At 56.3% G+C, this 17,762-nt stretch carries 17 protein-coding genes; 8 read left to right on the top strand and 9 right to left on the bottom strand.

Features of this window, described 5'->3' with window-relative positions; all coding sequences use genetic code 11:
- Positions 1-117: 117 nt before the first annotated feature.
- The 3 genes from SK58_RS12615 to SK58_RS12605 all read right to left on the bottom strand — a co-directional run bounded on the left by SK58_RS12615 (position 118) and on the right by SK58_RS12605 (position 2,722).
- Positions 118-786: a GntR family transcriptional regulator gene (locus SK58_RS12615; protein ID WP_003856981.1), complete on the bottom strand. Its 669-nt coding sequence runs from the start codon at positions 784-786 to the stop codon at positions 118-120.
- 259 nt (positions 787-1,045) lie between these two features.
- Positions 1,046-2,080 (bottom strand): NADP-dependent oxidoreductase, encoded by a 1,035-nt coding sequence (locus SK58_RS12610; RefSeq protein WP_045329906.1) that lies wholly within the window; start codon positions 2,078-2,080, stop codon positions 1,046-1,048.
- A gap of 66 nt (positions 2,081-2,146) precedes the next feature.
- Complete coding sequence (locus SK58_RS12605; RefSeq protein WP_017382277.1) at positions 2,147-2,722, bottom strand: helix-turn-helix domain-containing protein; 576 nt, start codon at positions 2,720-2,722, stop codon at positions 2,147-2,149.
- A gap of 148 nt (positions 2,723-2,870) precedes the next feature.
- Here SK58_RS12605 and SK58_RS12600 point away from each other — a divergent pair, with 148 nt between their 5' ends.
- Positions 2,871-3,389 carry a GNAT family N-acetyltransferase gene (locus SK58_RS12600; protein ID WP_015570449.1) on the top strand — a complete coding sequence of 173 codons (519 nt, stop codon included), beginning with the start codon at positions 2,871-2,873 and terminating at the stop codon, positions 3,387-3,389.
- Complete coding sequence (locus SK58_RS12595) at positions 3,386-3,835, top strand: DMT family transporter (RefSeq protein ID WP_015570448.1); 450 nt, start codon at positions 3,386-3,388, stop codon at positions 3,833-3,835. The genes SK58_RS12600 and SK58_RS12595 overlap by 4 nt, the downstream gene beginning before the upstream one ends.
- 3 nt (positions 3,836-3,838) lie before the next feature.
- Here SK58_RS12595 and SK58_RS12590 read toward each other — a convergent pair whose 3' ends face one another.
- Both SK58_RS12590 and SK58_RS12585 read right to left on the bottom strand, forming a co-directional pair.
- Positions 3,839-4,072 (bottom strand): YdcY family protein, encoded by a 234-nt coding sequence (locus tag SK58_RS12590; protein ID WP_048220001.1) that lies wholly within the window; start codon positions 4,070-4,072, stop codon positions 3,839-3,841.
- 101 nt (positions 4,073-4,173) lie between these two features.
- Positions 4,174-5,772, bottom strand: a complete 1,599-nt coding sequence (locus tag SK58_RS12585) for an ABC transporter substrate-binding protein (protein WP_048219999.1) — start codon at positions 5,770-5,772, stop codon at positions 4,174-4,176.
- A gap of 282 nt (positions 5,773-6,054) precedes the next feature.
- Here SK58_RS12585 and SK58_RS12580 point away from each other — a divergent pair, with 282 nt between their 5' ends.
- The 3 genes from SK58_RS12580 to SK58_RS12570 are packed head-to-tail and all read left to right on the top strand — an operon-like array spanning position 6,055 to position 12,549.
- A complete protein-coding gene (locus SK58_RS12580) occupies positions 6,055-7,392 on the top strand; it encodes an SrfA family protein (RefSeq protein WP_048219997.1) in 1,338 nt (445 codons plus the stop codon).
- 4 nt (positions 7,393-7,396) lie between these two features.
- Entirely contained in the window at positions 7,397-10,378 is a 2,982-nt protein-coding gene (locus SK58_RS12575) for a virulence factor SrfB (protein WP_017382272.1), read from the top strand.
- Entirely contained in the window at positions 10,375-12,549 is a 2,175-nt protein-coding gene (locus SK58_RS12570; protein ID WP_048219995.1) for a virulence factor SrfC family protein, read from the top strand. The genes SK58_RS12575 and SK58_RS12570 overlap by 4 nt, the downstream gene beginning before the upstream one ends.
- 33 nt (positions 12,550-12,582) lie before the next feature.
- Here SK58_RS12570 and SK58_RS12565 read toward each other — a convergent pair whose 3' ends face one another.
- Together SK58_RS12565 and SK58_RS12560 are read right to left on the bottom strand one after the other, a co-directional pair.
- A complete protein-coding gene (locus SK58_RS12565; protein ID WP_017382270.1) occupies positions 12,583-13,341 on the bottom strand; it encodes an alpha/beta fold hydrolase in 759 nt (252 codons plus the stop codon).
- Positions 13,342-13,427: 86 nt separating this feature from the next.
- Positions 13,428-13,601, bottom strand: a complete 174-nt coding sequence (locus SK58_RS12560; protein WP_003856960.1) for a GhoT/OrtT family toxin — start codon at positions 13,599-13,601, stop codon at positions 13,428-13,430.
- A 243-nt stretch (positions 13,602-13,844) separates the two neighbouring features.
- Between SK58_RS12560 and SK58_RS12555 the strand changes: the two genes are divergently transcribed.
- From SK58_RS12555 to SK58_RS12545, 3 genes are read left to right on the top strand one after another with little or no spacing between them, the layout of a single operon-like run.
- Positions 13,845-14,171, top strand: a complete 327-nt coding sequence (locus tag SK58_RS12555) for a TehB family protein (RefSeq protein WP_023303799.1) — start codon at positions 13,845-13,847, stop codon at positions 14,169-14,171.
- A 27-nt stretch (positions 14,172-14,198) separates the two neighbouring features.
- Positions 14,199-14,552: a TehB family protein gene (locus tag SK58_RS12550; RefSeq protein WP_003856958.1), complete on the top strand. Its 354-nt coding sequence runs from the start codon at positions 14,199-14,201 to the stop codon at positions 14,550-14,552.
- Positions 14,553-14,555: 3 nt separating this feature from the next.
- Positions 14,556-14,738, top strand: a complete 183-nt coding sequence (locus SK58_RS12545) for a DUF1869 domain-containing protein (RefSeq protein ID WP_003856955.1) — start codon at positions 14,556-14,558, stop codon at positions 14,736-14,738.
- A 35-nt stretch (positions 14,739-14,773) separates the two neighbouring features.
- On the opposite strand, the gene patD is transcribed toward SK58_RS12545, so the two are convergent.
- Together patD and SK58_RS12535 are read right to left on the bottom strand one after the other, a co-directional pair.
- Positions 14,774-16,198: an aminobutyraldehyde dehydrogenase gene (gene patD / locus SK58_RS12540; RefSeq protein WP_023303800.1), complete on the bottom strand. Its 1,425-nt coding sequence runs from the start codon at positions 16,196-16,198 to the stop codon at positions 14,774-14,776.
- 139 nt (positions 16,199-16,337) lie between these two features.
- A complete protein-coding gene (locus SK58_RS12535) occupies positions 16,338-17,762 on the bottom strand; it encodes an aminotransferase-like domain-containing protein (protein WP_032103602.1) in 1,425 nt (474 codons plus the stop codon).

Here is a 17,762-nt window from a genome sequence, read left to right as displayed (position 1 = left end):
TTTCCGGCAGCGCACGTTGCCGGTAAAAAATAACATCATTCCCGGTAGCCTTAAGCGCCGGGAATATACTCAGGGAAGTTTAAAACGAATAAAAAAATAAGTGCGCCAGTGCGATCCTTAACTGTAGTATTGCCGTTGCAGGAGGATATTAGCTTCATCAATGGCTCGGTCGATCGCTTCCCGACTGGCCGTCACGTCCCTTTGCTCAAGCGCAGAAAGCAGATCGGCATAATGGTAAGTCGTTGCAGGGATATCTTTCATCTCTTCGTGCAGGTAGTTGATACACGGACCAATCCGTACCCAGAGCTGCTCAATCAGCGAGTTCAGGGTCGGCATTTCGGCATACTGATAAAGCGTAAACCGGAACACGCGGTTGGCATGGATCGCCTTCTGCACGTCGCCCTGATGCATGGCGGTGCTGAAGTTATCTGACAGCGCGCGTAATGCATCCAGTTTGGTCTCGGTCATATTCTGACACGCCGCCGCAACGGCCATCGGCTCAAGCTGTTTTCGAATGGCGTTAATTTCGTTATAACGCTCCAGCGTAACCTCTGGCACCAAAAACGCCTGAGCAGGCGTGGCCTGTAATGCGCCTGCCGACACCAGGCGCAGCAGGGCTTCGCGCACCGGTGTGATGCTGGTGCCTAATTTATCCGCAATCTCTTTCGTGATGAGTCGAGCCCCAGGTTTTAATGAGCCCGTAATTAACGCTCCCTTTAAACTGTTCTCAACTTGCATCGTCAGACTGATTCTTTGTGCTTTTTCCAGGTTTTCCAAATCAAGCATGTTTAATTCCCGTAGCCAAAACAAAATGCCATTTTCAGCGACTGTTTAAAAAAACATCGCCGGTTTGATATATCCTGTATCGTCATGCCTGGTATGAAGGGCGCGCGTTAAAATAAAAATTGTTCAATTAATATTACGTTTACCACTTCTGGCTCAGCTGGGCCGATGGCGCGCAATGCTTATGGATTAATTAAAGACAATATATCGTATCTTCACAAATAATTATGGCGGACTTTGCCCGCCATAACCGATGCTCTGTTTAGTCCGCCGCCACGCGGATCACGACCTTGCCGAAGTTTTTCCCTTCCAGCAGCCCAATCAGCGCCTCCGGCGCCGCGTCCAGCCCTTCGGTGACCTGCTCGCGATAGTGAATTTTGCCTTCCTTCACCCAGCGTCCCATTTCCTGCTGGAACTCGTCGATACGATGACCATAGTCCTGAGCGATGATAAAGCCCTGCATGCGGATGCGTTTTTTGAGGATGGTCCCCATCAGCAGCGGCAAGCGATCCGGACCATCCGGCAGGTTGGTCGCGTTGTAGCCGCTGACCAGTCCGCAAACAGGTACGCGCGCGGAGGTATTCAGGAGCGGCAGTACGGCGTCAAAGACTTTACCGCCGACGTTTTCATAATACACGTCAATGCCCTGCGGGCAGGCTTTCGCCAGCTGTTCGGAAAAATCATCCGCATGGTGATCCAGGCAGGCGTCGAAACCGAGCACGTCGACCGCATGACGGCATTTCTCCTCCCCGCCGGCCACGCCGATAACCCGGCACCCCTTGATTTTACCGATCTGCCCCACCGTTGCGCCGACCGGCCCCGTGGCTGCCGCCACGACAAGCGTTTCCCCCGCCTGAGGCTGGCCGATATCAAGCAGCCCCATATACGCGGTGAAGCCCGGCATTCCCAGCACGCCGAGTGCCCATGAAGGGTGCGACGGGTTTTCGCCCAGCCTGACCAGTCCTTTCCCGTCGGAAAGTTCATACTCCTGCCAGCCGCTGTAGCCCAGAACCCACTCGCCCTCTTTATAATCCGGATGGCGGGAGGTCTCGACGCGGCTTACCGTGCCGCCCACCATCACCGCGCCAATCTCGACAGGAGGTGAATAGGATGGGGCATCGCTCATACGGCCACGCATGTACGGATCAAGCGAGAGCCATACGGTGCGTAATAACACCTGCCCCTCTGCGGGCGAGGGGATCGGCTGCTCTTCCAGGCGGAAATTTTCGGCAACCGGTGCGCCGTGTGGACGGGAAGCCAGTACCCAGCGTCGGTTTTGCGTAGTTGATTGACTCATTCATCGCTCCTTACAGCTGAAAATGTCATTCAAGTCTGGCACGTTATCCTGCGGATCGCCTTTGCATTATGAGCCGGACTGATTAAGCCGCACGACCAGATAAAGGCACGATTCATCCGTTTCGTTAATAAACCGGCAGTCGTTCGGCGGCCCGAGTTCCAGACAATCTCCGGCCTTCATTTCATGGCGGGTGTCCCCCTCCAGAAAGACCAGTTCACCTGCCTGCAACCAAATCAGCTGTCGCGCCAGCGCATAAGAGGAGGCGGGCATCGGCACATCGCTGCCCGCGGGCAGTTCCACCTGGACGAGGTCAATAGGCATATCGCTGCGCGGCGACACATGACGACGTAAATAGTGGGTTTGCGGATCGCGCCAGACGGGCTGGTTCGCCAGACGTAACAGTTTGCCCTCCTGCATTTCCGCGCGCGCAATGAGCGTAGACATGCTAATACCGAAGGCACCGGATAACCGGGCAAGCAGCGTCGCCGTTGGGCTACTGTCCCCCCGTTCAATCTTATGGATCATGGCGCGTGAAATACCTGCCCGTTCGGCCAGTTCGCTTAATGACCAGCCCCGCGACTCGCGTTCAAGGCGTATGCGGGCGCTAATGCGTTGATTCATATTGTCTGTCATTGTGTTCATGACGTCATACTATAGTGTACGGATGGTTTTTCGGGGCAGTTTGGTGACAAAAAAATAGGGATTTTGTCGTAGCGATGCAACACAAGAACTGTGTAATATTGTGAGTGAATCGTACTACTATAGTAAACAACACAGCCAGAGGTTAACCATGATCGTTCGTCATGCCTGCAAAGAAGATTGTGCCGCTATCGGTGAAATTTATAACCATGCGGTGCTGCACACCGCCGCCATCTGGAACGATACAACTGTCGACACCGATAACCGTATTGCATGGTTTGAGGCGCGCACGCTGTTGGGTTATCCGGTGCTGGTCAGTGAAGAAGAAGGTGTTGTGACGGGATACGCCTCATTTGGCGACTGGCGAGCGTTCGACGGTTTTCGCCATACGGTGGAGCACTCGGTTTACGTTCATCCCGATCACCAGGGCAAAGGCATCGGTCGGCTGCTGATGACGGAATTAATCAAGGAAGCCCGCCAGATTGGTAAACATGTGATGGTTGCCGGTATCGAGGCGCAGAACCAGGCGTCGATTCATCTGCACGAAACCCTGGGCTTTGTTACCACCGGTAATATGCCGCAGGTGGGAACCAAATTCGGTCGCTGGCTGGATTTAACCTTTATGCAACTCCAGCTCGATGAGCGCAGCGATCCGGATGCTCTGCCATGAATCAATCGTTGACGTTAGCGTTTCTGGTGGCCGCCGGGATTGGGCTGGTGGTACAAAACACCCTGATGGTGCGCATTACGCAATCCTCTTCCACTATTCTTATCGCCATGCTGCTGAACTCGCTGGTGGGGATTGTGCTGTTTGTCAGCATTTTGCTGGTGAAAAATGGCCTGGCGGGGTTTAGCGAACTGGCGTCAACGGTGCGCTGGTGGACGTTGATCCCCGGCCTGCTGGGGTCATTTTTTGTCTTTGCCAGTATTAGCGGGTATCAGAATGTGGGCGCGGCAACGACCATTGCCGTGCTGGTAGCAAGCCAGCTGATTGGCGGCCTGGTGATGGACATCCTCAAGAGCAACGGTGTCCCCCTGAGGGCGCTGGTTGGCCCGGTCTGCGGCGCAGTGATGCTGGTGGTCGGCGCCTGGCTGGTGGCACGGCGCCAGTTTTAACCCTTACAGGATAGTCCCACCCTGCGTGAGGTGGGCAAGGCGCGCCTCCGCCTCTTCTTTATGCTGCTTACCATGATGCGCAATCGCGGTACGCAGGCGCTGCTGCTGGGTATAGCGATCTTCACGGCTGAGCTCTGCATCGTCGCTTAATTCGATCAGCAGTTCGTTCATGTGGGTAATTATGCTCTCTTCGATGGCGGCATCGACGCGGGCGATAACATCGTTTAAATGTGACATTGTCACTCCTTTCCAAATGCCCGGTGGCGCTACGCTTACCGGGCCTACGGGTGGTAACTGTAGGCCGGGTAAGGCATAGCCGCCACCCGGCAAGAATACGATCAGTTCAGCTTCGCTTTCGAGAAGTCACTGCCCATCAGACTCACGCTGTACCCGGTCACGTTGCTGCGGGTCGCGTAGAACGTTTTGCCGTTAGCTAACGCAATCCACGGTGCCTGCTGGTAGAAAATCTCCTGTGCCTGGCCATACAGCTTCGCACGTTCGTCCGGGTTGCTGGTCAGTTTGGCCTTTTGCACCAGCTCATCATACCCCTTATCACACCAGCGCGCGGCGTTAGATCCGGTTTTGATGCTGTTACAACCCAGCAGCACATCGGCGAAGTTGTCCGGATCGCCGTTATCAGACATCCAGCCGAACAGCGCGGAATCATGCTCGCCTTTACGCATGCCGGAGAGATATTCCCCCCACTCGTAAGAGACGATTTTCGCCTTCACGCCCACTTTCGCCCAGTCAGCCTGGATCATCTCCGCAATGCGTCGCGAGTTCGGGTTGTACGGACGCTGAACCGGCATGGACCAGAGGGTCACTTCCGCGCCCTTCTCCAGACCCGCCTGCTTCAGCAGCGCTTTCGCTTTTTCCGGATCGTAGCCGTAATCCTTAAGGTCTTTATTAAAGCCGAGCATGTTCGGCGGGATCGGCGATTTAGCGACCGTACCAGACCCCATAAAGACCGCGTTCACAATGGCCTTTTTGTCCGTCGCGTAATTCAGCGCCTGGCGCACCAGCACGTTATCAAACGGTTTTTTCTCCGTGTTAAACGCCAGGTACCCCACGTTCAGCGCATCCACCGAGTGCAGCGTCAGGTCTTTGTTTTTCTTGATCGCTTCAAACTGCACTGGCGACGGCGCAGGAATGATCTGACATTCGTTCGTTTGCAGCTTCGCCAGACGCGTCTCAACGTTTGGCGTGATGGAGAAGATCAGGTGTTTGGTCGGCACCTCTCCCTCCCAGTAGTTCGGGTTGGCGACGTAGCGGATCAGCGAATCCACCTTGTACTGCTGAAGCACATACGGCCCGGTGCCGATTGGCCAGGTATCCACATTTTCAGGTGTCCCCTTTTTCAGCATCGCGTCCGCGTACTCGGCAGAGAGGATCGAGGCGAAGTCCATTCCCCAGTCGGCCAGGAACGCCGCGTTGGGTTCGCTCAGCGTGAACTGGACGTGATAATCGTCGATTTTTTTCACATCCTGAATGAGCTTGTCGAGGCCCACGTCATTAAAGTATTCGTAATTGCCCTGGGAAACATTGTGATAGGGATGCTTAGGGTCTTTCTGACGCATAACGGAGAAAATAACGTCATCAGCGTTAAAATCACGGGTCGGTTTGAAGTATTTATTGCTGTTGAATTTTACCCCTTTACGCAGGGTAAACGTGTATGTTTTGCCGTCTGGCGAAATGGTCCACGACTCGGCCAGAGAAGGCACCGGCGTGTTTTTTACCGGGTCGAAGTTAATCAGACGGTTATACAGCGTTTGCGAGCTGGCGACAAACGAGGGGCCAGAGCTGGCGATCTGCGGGTTAAACGACTCCGGCGATGCCTCGGAGCAGTAGATAATGGTGTCTTTGTTTGCCGCCCATGCGGCGCTTGCCGGTAGCAGCGCGCTCAGCGTGAGGGCGAGCACGGTTTTCCCTGTAGACATGGTTATTACCCTTTCGGTTTTATTATAGTGAACAGTAATAACAGCACAGACGTTTTGGCCTGACAAATAACGAATCACTATCAGGTTATTCTAAAGCCGTACATTTCGCTGGTTTTAGCATCAGCCCGCAGAAACCGATTTGCCTTAAGGTTCATTATTCGTCAAGCACAACCGTCACGATCAATGCCGCAAGAAATCGTCCCTTTTGTCGTCTCCTCCGCCGTTTGCTTGCTTACCTGTTTCGTTACAGTAATGGCGTGAAGAAGTCTACAGGACCAAATCGTGGCAAAAACACTTTTACGCAGCGGTAATCTGGATGATTTTCAGGCCGTTGGCGGCGGCGGACAGGCCGTTTTTGAATCAGCGCTGCAAATCCGCGAAGCGCTTCGGTTGCGCAAACAGCAGGCTATTGTTGATTGCCTGGCCATTCCTCAGGTCAACGACGGCGGCGATCGCGTTGACTGGTACTCCCCGGTTGAGGGAACCGTCTCCAGCTGGAAGGCGGCGGATGAAGATGATCGTTATCGCGCCCTGCGCTATCTGGAAAACACGCTCGCCAGCGTGGAGTCGCTGAGTAAAAAATGCCTTCAGTCACCGAAAACGGCGCAGCAACTGTTTGGCTCTCTGCTCTCAAAAGCCTTTCAGTTTCCCGGTGAAAACTTTGTTTTCCTCGTGGATGGCAAGCCGGTGATCTGCTTCTGGGGCTTCGTCAACCTTAACGAAAACGCGCGCGACGACGTGCTGGACTGCCTGCGTGAATCGTTGATCCCTGAACCTGCACCCGAGATGATTAACGAACCTGAACCTGAACCGGAGCCAGAACCGGCCCCGGTGGTGACTTTTGAGCAGGCCGACGCGCCGCTTATTACGCCTGCGGCTACCGTCCGTATCACCGACGATGAGCTGTATACGCCAGAGCCGGTGCGCATGAACGCCGCGCCGCCAGAGCCCGCACCGGCGGCCATACAGAAAAAACGTTGCTCCCCCCTGTGGTTGCTGCCGGTTGCCGCCGTCATTATTGCAGCCATCGCCACCCCGCTGCTCTGGCCAAAACAGGCCCCGATCGCAGCGCCTGTTGCCACACCAGCGCCAGTACCCGTCGCCATTGCTCCGGCCCCCATAAAGACGGTTGAGCCGCTTGAACTGAAACTCCCGCTGCACCAGGCCGAAGTGGTAGAGCCGAAGGTGAAAACGCCTGCCCCGGCAGCCGAACCGGTGGTCATTACCGCGATACCGAAAGATGCGATGGTGATGGAGGCAAACCAGGTCAAAGCGGGGTTAACGCGCTTCCTGAACGGCACCTGGCGCGCGTTTCTCGATGTGCAGGATCCACTCACCGGCAAACCGCCGTCGCTGCGCTACCAGATCCAGAACAATAAAGGTTTCGCCCGGGTCGTGCATGGCGACAACATTGTCTGCCGGGTAGACGTCTTTTCCGGATTACACAGCAACGGCGAGCTGTTGATCAAAACGCGCGGAAACGCTCGTTGCACCGACGGTTCACGCTATCCGATGCCGGAAGTGACCTGTAAGGCAGGTGCCAGCGATGTGGCGGAATGTACCGCACGTTACGATGCCAACACCGTCGTTCCTTTGACGTTCAAGAAAGCAGGTGTTTGATCCTATGCTGGTTAATCTTTGCGACTATAAACAGAGCGTGACGCTGATTGCTAACAGCGGCGTGCAGTTTCTCGATTTTGGCCTGACTCCGCAGGACACCGCCAGCAACGGGCGTTTCGTGCGTAAAACGGCAAATGGCCCGCTGCTGCGTCTGGATTTTGACCTGGTTAACGGCCGGTACACGCTCCCTGCCACCGATGGCGGGCAGCCGGAAGTGGTCAAGCCTGAAAGCACCATTCCACTGCATGACTCCCTGACCGTGCTGGACGGCGTCTGGCTGCCGATCCCTTTCCTGCGCTTTAACCCGCCACGGACGTTTGTTGAAGGCCCGGATAACTGGGCGCGCGTCCAGGTACGAAAGCTTTCCACGCCCGACGCAGCTGGCAATACGCACCGGGTCACCGTCGCGCTCGACAGCCAGATTGCAGAGCATGCGACGTCTGCCCTGTCGCCGGTTGAAAACGATATCCTGAACGGCACGCGTTTCGCGCTCGCCTGGCGCGACAGTGAGGTTGAGAGTTTCCTCGACCAGACCTGGATTGACGGCTGGCTGCGCGAAGCCTTCACGCAGTTTGCCGACGGGGTTGAAAAACGCTCCGAGCGCGAGCTGCATCAGGCCATGCGCAGCTTTGAATATCAGGCGCACTGGCTCAACCTGCTCTCCATGCTCGGTGAACAACTCACCGTGCCGGAAGTGAAGTTTGTCACCCATACCCTGAGCACCCCTGCTATTCCTGTCGATTTGATCCTTGACGTAGGCAACACCCATACCTGCGGCGTGATTATTGAAGATCATGGTGATGCCAACGACGGCCTGCGTCAGACGGCTGAACTTCAGGTACGATCTCTGAGTGAGCCGCAGTTCCTGAATGAGCCGCTGTTTACCAGCCGACTTGAGTTTTCTGAAGCGCGTTTTGGCAAACAGCACTTCTCCGTGGAAAGCGGCCGGGAGGATGCGTTCGTCTGGCCGTCGATTGTCCGCGTGGGTGATGAAGCGCGTAAGCTGGCGATGCAGCGTCTGGGCACGGAAGGCAACAGCGGCATCTCCAGCCCACGTCGCTATCTGTGGGACGAGACGCCGGTGGTGCAGGACTGGCGCTTTAGCCAGATGAACAGCAAAACCCAGCGCGAACCGCTGGCAACTGCGTTTCCGCTAATGAACCTGATGAACGACGACGGGGAACCGCTCTTTACGCTGCCGCAGGATGAGCGCCTGCCGGTGTTCTCTCCGCAGTACAGCCGCAGCACCCTGATGACGCACATGCTCTGCGAGCTGCTGGCTCAGGCGCTTGGCCAGATTAACAGCGTGGCCACCCGCCTGCGGCTCGGCTTCCCGGCCTCTCCCCGCCAGCTGCGGACGCTGATCCTCACCCTGCCTTCGGCAATGCCGAAACAGGAGCGCGAGATTTTCCGTCGCCGCATGTTCGAAGCCATCGCCATCGTCTGGAAGGCGATGGGCTGGCACCCGCAGGATGAAGATTTTGCCAGCCGCAAGCAGCAGGAAAAAAGCGTGGTGCCGGTCCCTGAGATCCAGATGGAGTGGGACGAGGCCAGCTGCGGCCAGCTGGTGTGGCTGTATAACGAAGCCATTTCCCATTTTGGTGGCCAGACCGAGGCCTTTTTCGCCTCCCTCGCCCGTCCGGATCGCGCGCCTGAGCCTGGCGTCCAGCCGGGGCGTGCGCTACGCGTGGCCTCGATTGATATCGGCGGCGGCACGACGGATATGGCCATCACGCACTATCAGTTAGATGATGGTTCCGGGAATAACGTCAAAATCACCCCGCAGCTGCTGTTCCGCGAAGGGTTCAAGGTCGCTGGCGACGACACGCTGCTGGACGTGATCCAGCGCTACGTTCTGCCCGCCCTGCAAACCCAGCTTCAGAAATCCGGCATAGCCGATGCCTCCCAGCTGATGGCATCCCTGTTCGGTGACTCCGGGCGGATAGATACCCAGGCGGTCCTGCGCCAGCAGACGGCGCTTCAGCTCTTTATGCCGATCGGTCACGCGATCCTGGCGGCGTGGGAATCGAGCGATGTTGACGATCCGCTGGCCGGGCTGCATGCCAACTTTGGCGATCTGCTTGCGCAAAAACCGACGCGCAACGTGATGAATTATCTCCAGCAGGCGATCGACCATGCGTTGCCTGCCGGCTCAGAACACTTTGATCTGTTCAGCGTACCGCTGCACGTCAGCTTCCGGGAGATGCGGGACGCCATGCTGGCGGGTCAGTTCACGCTTGCCGCCCCGCTTCATGCGGTATGTGAGGCGATCTCTCATTACAGCTGCGATATCCTGCTTATCACGGGACGGCCGGGCTGTCTGCCGGGCGTTCAGGCCTTGATTCGCCACCTGCAACCGGTGCCCGTCAACCGCATCGTCTGGCTGGATAAATACCAGGTTCATGAATGGTATCCGTTCAGCCAGCAGGGACGGATCGGCAACCCGAAATCCACCGCTGCGGTGGGAGCGATGCTCTGTAGCCTGGCGCTGGATCTTCGTCTGCCGCGATTTAACTTTAAAGCAGCGGATATCGGCGCGTACTCTACGGTGCGCTATCTGGGCGTGCTGGATAACACGATCAATACCCTGCGGGACGAGAACGTCTGGTATCACGATATCGACCTCGATAAACCCGGCGCGAAACTGGACGCCCGTCTGCACTTCCCGCTGCGCGGCAACGTTACGCTCGGCTTCCGGCAGTTGGCCAATGCCCGCTGGCCCGCGACGCCGCTCTATACCCTGAGCATCAACTCAGCCGAGCTGGCGAAAGCCATTGCGGGCGACGGCGTACTGAACGTGCGCCTGAAGCTGCGTGGCGGCACTAAGCAGGAAAGCCCGGAATCTTTCGAGCTGAGTGATGCCTGGCTACAGGACGGCACGCCAGTGCCGCCGGATGCCCTGACCTTTAAACTGAATACTCTGGCCGATCGCCGACACAGCGGCAGCCACTACTGGATCGACAGCGGGAGCGTATACCTCAAATGACTGCGACGACTGCCACCACTCAGGCCTTAATCGGGTGGATCAACGAGACGCGACAGCACGCCCCGATGCTGGATAACGAAGCCGACGCCCTGCTTGCCCGCCTTAACGCAGTAAGCGCGCGTGAAGAGGCGCTCGATTGCGCCCTTGTCAGCCAGGGCAGTATCGGCTTATATGGCCACTCGCAGGCCGCGAAAGCGCACCTGCTGGCTGCACTTTGCGGCAGCGGGGACGAACGGCTGAACGTTACGCCGGGTCAACGCACGTTTGATTACTTCTCGCATATTAACCCCGGGCATGCACCGACCAACATGGCCGTGCGTTTCAGCAGAGCGTCCCGCGAGGTCGCAGACGACGCGTTTCCCTTACGCCTGCGCCTGGTAACGGAGGCCGAGCTGGTACAGCTGTTTATCGCGCGCACCACGCTGGATCCGCAGATCCGCGCGGTGGATAAATCGGTGATTGAAGCCCGGCTTGAGAAGTGGCGGGCGCTGCGTCAACCGCAGAGCGTGCCGGGAATGACGGCGCGGGAAGTCGCGACCATTGCCCGGTTCTGGCAAAGCGTAGTACCCGGCGCTAAGCAGCATATTGATGATGCCCTGTGGCACCAGTTTGCCCTGCTGGTTCCGTCGCTTGATCTCAGCACCCGCGCCAGCGTCTGGTCTCTGCTGTGGGGTGAGCAGCAGGAGTTAACCCAGCAGTGGCTTAAATTCGCCCAGGTGCTGCATCAAACCAGCCATGCCAGCGCGCTTGCGGCGCCGTTGAGTCTGCTGGTGGACAGCTTTGGTCTGCCCTGCGAAGGCTTCCTTACGCACGGGGCGTTTACCCTGCCGGAAGCACAGGAAACACTGCTTCATCCGGTAAAAAACGGCGAGCTGCTTAACGCCATTAGCCTGCCCGTCGATGTACTGGCATCTCTGACCCGCGAAGTGGTGCTGCCCGTTGAGAACTGCGTGCTGGATAACGTTGACGTCATTGATATCCCTGTCATTTCTGAGGAAAACACGCCGCTGATGATGCAGGCAAAATGCCTGTGGTTGCTGGATCATTATCGTCAGCACATTCAGCCGGATGTCCTGGTTATCTGCAATGCGACGGCGCACCACCAGCAGACCGCGAAAACGGCAAGGCTCCTGCAAAACTGGGTCAAAGAGACGCAGCCGGTTGAAGAATCCGCGTTGCCGGGGCTGGTCTGGGCCATTACCCCTCATGATGCGCGGTTTACCACAAAGCAGAATCTGGACGAAGCGGTGCAGCAATTGCTGGGCCAGCCGGGCCTGCGCTGGGGCACGCTCCAGGCGCTCGATACCCACAGCATGCAGCGGGTGATTGAGTGGCTGTCGCAGGCTACCCTGCCGGCACAGCGCCAGAAGCGTCTCCGCGCGCTAAAAAGGCTGTTACAAGAGTCGGTGTCGACGCTGATGCGCCCATATGTCGCGCCTCTCACTCAGGAGCCAGGCGCAGGGCGGGCACAGGCCGAAAAAATGGTCCGAACGCTGCAAGGCAGTGCCGCTCGTCATGGTGAACTGCTTGAGGGGCTTCTGCCGCCGTTAAACGCGTTTGAGACGCTGCTGACCGTTCACCAGCCTCGTGAGGAACAGGTCAACGGCCTGTTTAACGATGTTATCGATCTGTTTGCGGAAGAGACGCAGGAAAATCCAGGCGCGTTGCAGACCAAAGACAAGGCGCGGCTGGCCCATAACGTGTGGGTTAACCATCTTCGTCAGTGGAGTCGCAACGACGCGGCGGCTGCCCGTCTGGGCCTGGACGCAGAGGTATTACAGCAGATTGCGGATGTGCTGATCGTTACCAGCTACCGGCTGGATCTGCCGCTGCAACTGCAACGCATTGCAGAAAAAGATAAAAGCAGTGCCGCGCAGCTGCATGCCGCGACAGGCAATTTCATTAGCTGGCTTGGCTATGAAATGACGCCCGTTTCTGAACGGCCTGCAAGCCGGATCCGCAAAGGTCAGCCAATTTTTGTGACGCCAGTTGTGAGCAGCGCTTCTCCCCGTCTTACCCGACTTGGCGAGCAGCCTGTCCATGCGGCGACAGCCTATGTTTATGACTGGCTGGTTGCGCTCTACACCCGCGCGATTGAAAACATGGATTATCAGTGCCCGTATGACGTTCAGCCTGCTGCGCGGAAAGCCTTGTCTGCCTTGCTGTCTTAATCATTGCAGCCCGCAGCAATGCGGGCTACCCCTTCATGAGCCGTTTATGAAGCCAGACAAAGCCTGAGCCAACGCTGACGGGTTTTCCCAGGACATTGAATGGCCCGCATCAGGGATAATTTTTACAGCAACGCCGTTTTGTTGCAGGCGAATAAAATCGTCATCAGGCAGGGAGCGCTCACCAAAAACTAACATTACCGGGCAGCTCAATGACAAGAACAGGTGTGCCCAGTCAGGTTTAACGCCCTCGACCAGGCTTGTTGCGCCGCGCCAGACGGCCCAGGGGGCATTGCTTTGAAGGCTTCCAGCCCACGGCGACGTTTCCGCCCGCAGCATGTCATCATAGCCCTGAGCCAGAAAATGTTGTTCCGTTTGGGCCGCAATTGCTCGGCTGAACATCCCGCCACCCGCATGAAAATTGGGTTCAGATACTATCAGGCCCTTAACGCGCGACGTTAACAGTGCTGCCGTTTCGATCGCGATACTCCCCCCCATGCTATGACCATACAGCCAGAGACTATCCAGGGCGAGATGGTTTAACAGTTCAACCACCACCTGCGCCTGTTCGCTCGTGCGATAACGGTAGTTGTCAGGTTTGTCACTGTAACCGCTACCGGGAAGATCGATCAGAATGGCTCTGCGCCCCCCGAAACGGGTATCACAGACAATACGAGGATATTCATACGACGATGCACAGCCCAACCCGTGGATAAACACAACCGGGTCACCGAAACCGGGAAGATCCTGCCAGCGCACAGTGCAGCCTGCTTGCTGCGAATAGAAACTGTTCATAAGCACTCCATGTATGACGGACTGTATATTTATACAGCCTCAATGTATGGAATGCTATGTCTGGATGCCGATTCTGGAAGCGTGCTTCAGAAAAGAGAGATCAACAGGGCAACAGGAAAGCTCATCGGCCAGGTGGAACCCACCAGGAATGCGCTCAACAGGCGAATACGTTTACGATCTTTAGACAGGAACCAGGTGATTAATGCGCAGATGGAGGCCATGATTGCGTAGAACACCAACATCTTTTGATACAACGTCATTCTGTTTACCTGAGCCGAAAAATAACCGCACGCAATATGCGTCATATGTTGACACAGATCAAGTTTTTTCGTTACATCATAACCACTTAAATACTAAGGATAATAACAACTGAGTACCTTGTGTAACAACGCCGGGTAAAGCAAAACGGTTATTATTGATAAGATGCATATTAAATGCACTTATTGATAAATTCATCCCCGCAGAAAGCAGTTTAATAACAGCAGGCTTTTAAGGGAGGAAACATGCTACGCATTCCGCAGAGTTGCATTCACACCCGTTCCACGCCTTTCTGGAACAAAGAAACGGCCCCCGCCGGCATTTTTAAACGTCACCTTGATACGGGCACGCGCCCGGGCGTTTACCCTCGCCTGTCGGTGATGCGTGGCGCAGTGCGTTATCTGGGCTATGCTGATGAATTTACCTCTGAGCCTGACAGCGAGCTCGTCATTGAAGCGGGTCGTTTCGGCGTTTTCCCGCCAGAGAGATGGCACCACATTGAGGTGATGACCGACGACACCCTGTTCAATATTGAATTCTTTGTTGAACCTGAGGTGCTTAAGTCCCTTTAAGCGCCCGCCAACATGAAGGAAACTATTATGTTACGTATTCCTGAAAACTTTGTTCATACCCGCTCGACGCCGTTCTGGAATAAAGAGACCGCCCCAAAAGCGCTTTTTACCCATCACAACACCAAAGCCGGCGTGTACGGTCGGTTGTCCGTCATGCAGGGTGCGGTGCGTTACTTTGGCTTTGCCGATGGCGACGCCACCGAGCCCGATCTGGAAGTGGTTATTGAGGCCGGTTCTTTTGGCATCTCCCCACCGCAAAAATGGCACCGCATTGAGCTACTGACCGACGACACCTATTTTAATATCGACTTTTTTGCGGATCCTGCCGTCACGCTCAGCGGTGCGGGCATCGGTAAAGTGGTCAATACGCATAAGGAGTAGATAATGGGTAAGGCTACCTATACCGTGACCGTCACCAACAACAGCAACGGCGTGTCGGTGGATTATGAAACAGAAGCGCCAATGGAGCTGTTGATCCCGGACGTCGCGGCAGATGTCGTGAAGGATCTGGTGAACACCGTTCGCGCCTACGATACGGAAAATGAACACGAGGTCTGTGGCTGGTAAGCTGAATCGCCCGGCACTGCGCCGGGCATGAGGGTTTAGTGTTTGATCATGACATGCCGGACTACCGTGTAATCCTCAAGTCCGTAGACCGACATATCTTTGCCATAACCGGATAACTTCATCCCGCCGTGCGGCATTTCGCTCACCAGCATAAAATGGGTATTGACCCAGGTGCAGCCATACTGCAACCGTGCGCTGAGGCGATGGGCGCGTCCGACGTCTTTTGTCCAGACGGACGAGGCCAGGCCGTATTGCGAATCGTTAGCCCAGTTCAGCACCTGCGCTTCATCCTCAAATTCTGTCACACTGACCACCGGGCCAAACACTTCTCGCTGGACGATCGCATCTTCCTGCTTCGCCCCGGCCAGCAGCGTTGGCTGGAAGTAATATCCTGCCCCCTCACTTTTACTGCCACCGGTGACGACGCGGATATGTCCAAGGGTTTTGGCTTCGTCCACGGCAGCGCAAACGCGGGAAAGATGCGCTGCGGAGCTGAGCGGTCCCAGCTCGGTTGACGCATCGTCCGGCGCGCCCATTTTCAGGCTGGCAACGGCTGCGCCCAGCTTTTCGACCAGCGCGGGGTAAATCCCCTTCTGGGCATAGATACGACAGGCTGCGGTACAATCCTGACCAGCATTGTAGAAACCAAACGTACGCACGCCTTCAACCACGGCATCCAAATCTGCATCGTCAAAGACAATGACCGGGGCTTTTCCGCCCAATTCCATATGGGTACGTTTAACTGAAGATGCGGTATGCCCGATAATATGTTCTCCGGTAGCAATAGAGCCGGTGAGAGAAACCATACGGACTTTTTCGTGGCCGGTCAGCGGATCTCCTACGGTTTTTCCGCGACCAAACAGCACGTTCAGCACGCCTGGCGGGAAGATATCTTTCGCCAGTTCCGCCAGCTTCAGCGCCGTCAACGGGGTAATTTCAGACGGCTTGATGACGACACAGTTTCCCGCCGCCAGCGCGGGCGCCAGCTTCCACGCCGCCATCATCAGAGGGTAGTTCCAGGGCGCAATAGAGGCGACAACGCCAACCGGGTCGCGGCGGATCATTGAGGTATGTCCTTCGAGGTATTCTCCGGCAGCCAGCCCGTTCAGGCAGCGGGCGGCCCCGGCAAAGAAGCGAAACACATCGACCACGGCCGGGATCTCATCTCCCTGAACACAGTGCAGCGGTTTCCCGCAGTTAAGGGACTCCACTTTTGCGAACGCGTCAGCGTTGGCTTCTATCACATCAGCCAGTTTCAACAGACATTCGGCGCGCGTTTTCGGCGTCGTTTGTCCCCACTCTGTGAACGCGCGATCGGCAGCCTGGACGGCAGCGTCCACCTGTGCTGCCGACGCTTCAGCAATCTCCAGCAGCACTTCACCCGTGGCAGGATTATAAACCGCCTGCTTCTCACCTTCGCCGGTCACCAGTTCACCATTAATCAGCAATTGATTTTGCATAGCATCGTCCTGTTGAAATCGACATTGTTTTCGCTGTCAGCACACGTTCTGGCGGGCAGAAACGTGACAACGTCACGTTACCAATCCGCGCTCCCTTACTAAAGGTAGACTGCGCGTTATGTCGCTTCAGGAATTTTCATCAAGGTGTGACTGGGTGCAGCATCATTTCGCGGATTAACCCCGCCAGCTGGATGACCGCCTGCTCTTCCCGCTCGCCCCAGCCCCATGAGGTATTGAAACGGAAAAACGGTGTCCAGATATTGGAGGTGGAAAACATCTTGCCGGGCGCAATGCTGATTTGATGGGTTAACGCCTTCTCACTCAACCGCCCCGCATCCAGCTGTTCAGGCAGTTCCAGCCATAAAAAATAGCCGCTGTCGTTATGATGGATTTTGACGCCGGCAGGCATATGACGCAAAAGCGATTGCCAGGCCTGCTGTTTGCGTTCAGCAAGCGTGCGTCGCAGACGGCGAAGGTGGGCGTCGTAACGTTTGGTCGCCAGGTAATCCACCAGCGCCAGTTGCATGGGAGAGCTGGTGGACAACGTACTCATCAGCTGCAACTGCTGAATACGGCGCGCATGTTTTCCCGCCGCCACCCAGCCAATACGGAAACCGGCCACCAGACACTTGGAGAATGAGGAGCAGTGCAACGTCATATCCTGCTTATCCCAGGCCTTTGCCGGAAGCGGCTTTTCGCGGCCAAAGTAGAGTTCGCTGTAAACATCGTCTTCAATCAGCGTGACGTTATGCCGGGTGAGTAAGGCCACCAGCTGAGCTTTCTTCTCTGCACTCAGCGTGAAGCCGAGCGGGTTCTGACTGTTGGTCATCAGCCAGCAGGCTTTCACCGGATAATCATTTAACGCCTGCTCAAGGGCACTGAGATCGATGCCCTCACGCACGTCAGTGGCAACCGACAGCGCTTTCAGTTTCAGACGTTCAAGCGCCTGGAGTGCGCCATAAAAACAGGGGTTTTCAACGATAACCCAGTCCCCTGGTTCAGTCACAGCCTGCAAACTGAGGTTGAGCGCCTCAAGCGCGCCCGCGGTAATCACAATTTCATCCGGGGAGATATTCATTCCCTGCTGAGCGTAGCGACGGGCAATGGCATGACGTAAGTCGACGTTACCCGGCGGCAGGTTTTCGATCACGCTCATGGCGGTAGCCGTTTTGCTGACGTTAGCCAGCGATCGGTTGAGTTGCTGAAGCGGGAAAAGGCGCGGATCGGGAAACGCCGAGGCAAAAGGGACAACGGAGGGGTCGCGGCTGGCCTGTAGCACGTCGAAAATATAGGTGTTGATGTCGACCACTTCATCGCGCATCACCTGCGCGGGCGGTGCAGGCTGGTGTGTGATCGGGCGGGCGGCAACGTAATAGCCTGACTGCGGTCTGGCAACAATGCGCCCCTGACTTTCCAGCATCTGATACGCGTGGCCCACGGTCATAAAACTCATGCCGCTGCTTGCCACCTGCTCTCGCAGAGAAGGCAGCTTATCGCCCGGCAACCATACGCCAAGCTCAATCTGCGAGATAATTTGTTGCGCCAGACGCTGGTATTTTTTCAT

Origin of the sequence: Enterobacter sp. BIDMC93 (assembly GCF_001037805.1) — a bacterium.
In the GTDB taxonomy this organism is placed as follows: Bacteria; Pseudomonadota; Gammaproteobacteria; order Enterobacterales; family Enterobacteriaceae; genus Enterobacter; species Enterobacter hormaechei_C.
This window is presented reverse-complemented; position numbering and strand designations above follow the sequence as displayed.

Excerpts from the sequence above, each read along its gene's own strand:
- SK58_RS12615 (WP_003856981.1), bottom strand. The coding sequence starts at position 786 with ATGCTTGATTTGGAAAACCTGGAAAAAGCACAAAGAATCAGTCTGACG.
- SK58_RS12610 (WP_045329906.1), bottom strand. The coding sequence starts at position 2,080 with ATGAGTCAATCAACTACGCAAAACCGACGCTGGGTACTGGCTTCCCGT.
- SK58_RS12605 (WP_017382277.1), bottom strand. The coding sequence starts at position 2,722 with ATGAACACAATGACAGACAATATGAATCAACGCATTAGCGCCCGCATA.
- SK58_RS12600 (WP_015570449.1), top strand. The coding sequence starts at position 2,871 with ATGATCGTTCGTCATGCCTGCAAAGAAGATTGTGCCGCTATCGGTGAA.
- SK58_RS12595 (WP_015570448.1), top strand. The coding sequence starts at position 3,386 with ATGAATCAATCGTTGACGTTAGCGTTTCTGGTGGCCGCCGGGATTGGG.
- SK58_RS12590 (WP_048220001.1), bottom strand. The coding sequence starts at position 4,072 with ATGTCACATTTAAACGATGTTATCGCCCGCGTCGATGCCGCCATCGAA.
- SK58_RS12585 (WP_048219999.1), bottom strand. The coding sequence starts at position 5,772 with ATGTCTACAGGGAAAACCGTGCTCGCCCTCACGCTGAGCGCGCTGCTA.
- SK58_RS12575 (WP_017382272.1), top strand. The coding sequence starts at position 7,397 with ATGCTGGTTAATCTTTGCGACTATAAACAGAGCGTGACGCTGATTGCT.
- SK58_RS12570 (WP_048219995.1), top strand. The coding sequence starts at position 10,375 with ATGACTGCGACGACTGCCACCACTCAGGCCTTAATCGGGTGGATCAAC.
- SK58_RS12565 (WP_017382270.1), bottom strand. The coding sequence starts at position 13,341 with ATGAACAGTTTCTATTCGCAGCAAGCAGGCTGCACTGTGCGCTGGCAG.
- SK58_RS12560 (WP_003856960.1), bottom strand. The coding sequence starts at position 13,601 with ATGACGTTGTATCAAAAGATGTTGGTGTTCTACGCAATCATGGCCTCC.
- SK58_RS12555 (WP_023303799.1), top strand. The coding sequence starts at position 13,845 with ATGCTACGCATTCCGCAGAGTTGCATTCACACCCGTTCCACGCCTTTC.
- SK58_RS12550 (WP_003856958.1), top strand. The coding sequence starts at position 14,199 with ATGTTACGTATTCCTGAAAACTTTGTTCATACCCGCTCGACGCCGTTC.
- SK58_RS12545 (WP_003856955.1), top strand. The coding sequence starts at position 14,556 with ATGGGTAAGGCTACCTATACCGTGACCGTCACCAACAACAGCAACGGC.
- patD (WP_023303800.1), bottom strand. The coding sequence starts at position 16,198 with ATGCAAAATCAATTGCTGATTAATGGTGAACTGGTGACCGGCGAAGGT.
- SK58_RS12535 (WP_032103602.1), bottom strand. The coding sequence starts at position 17,762 with ATGAAAAAATACCAGCGTCTGGCGCAACAAATTATCTCGCAGATTGAG.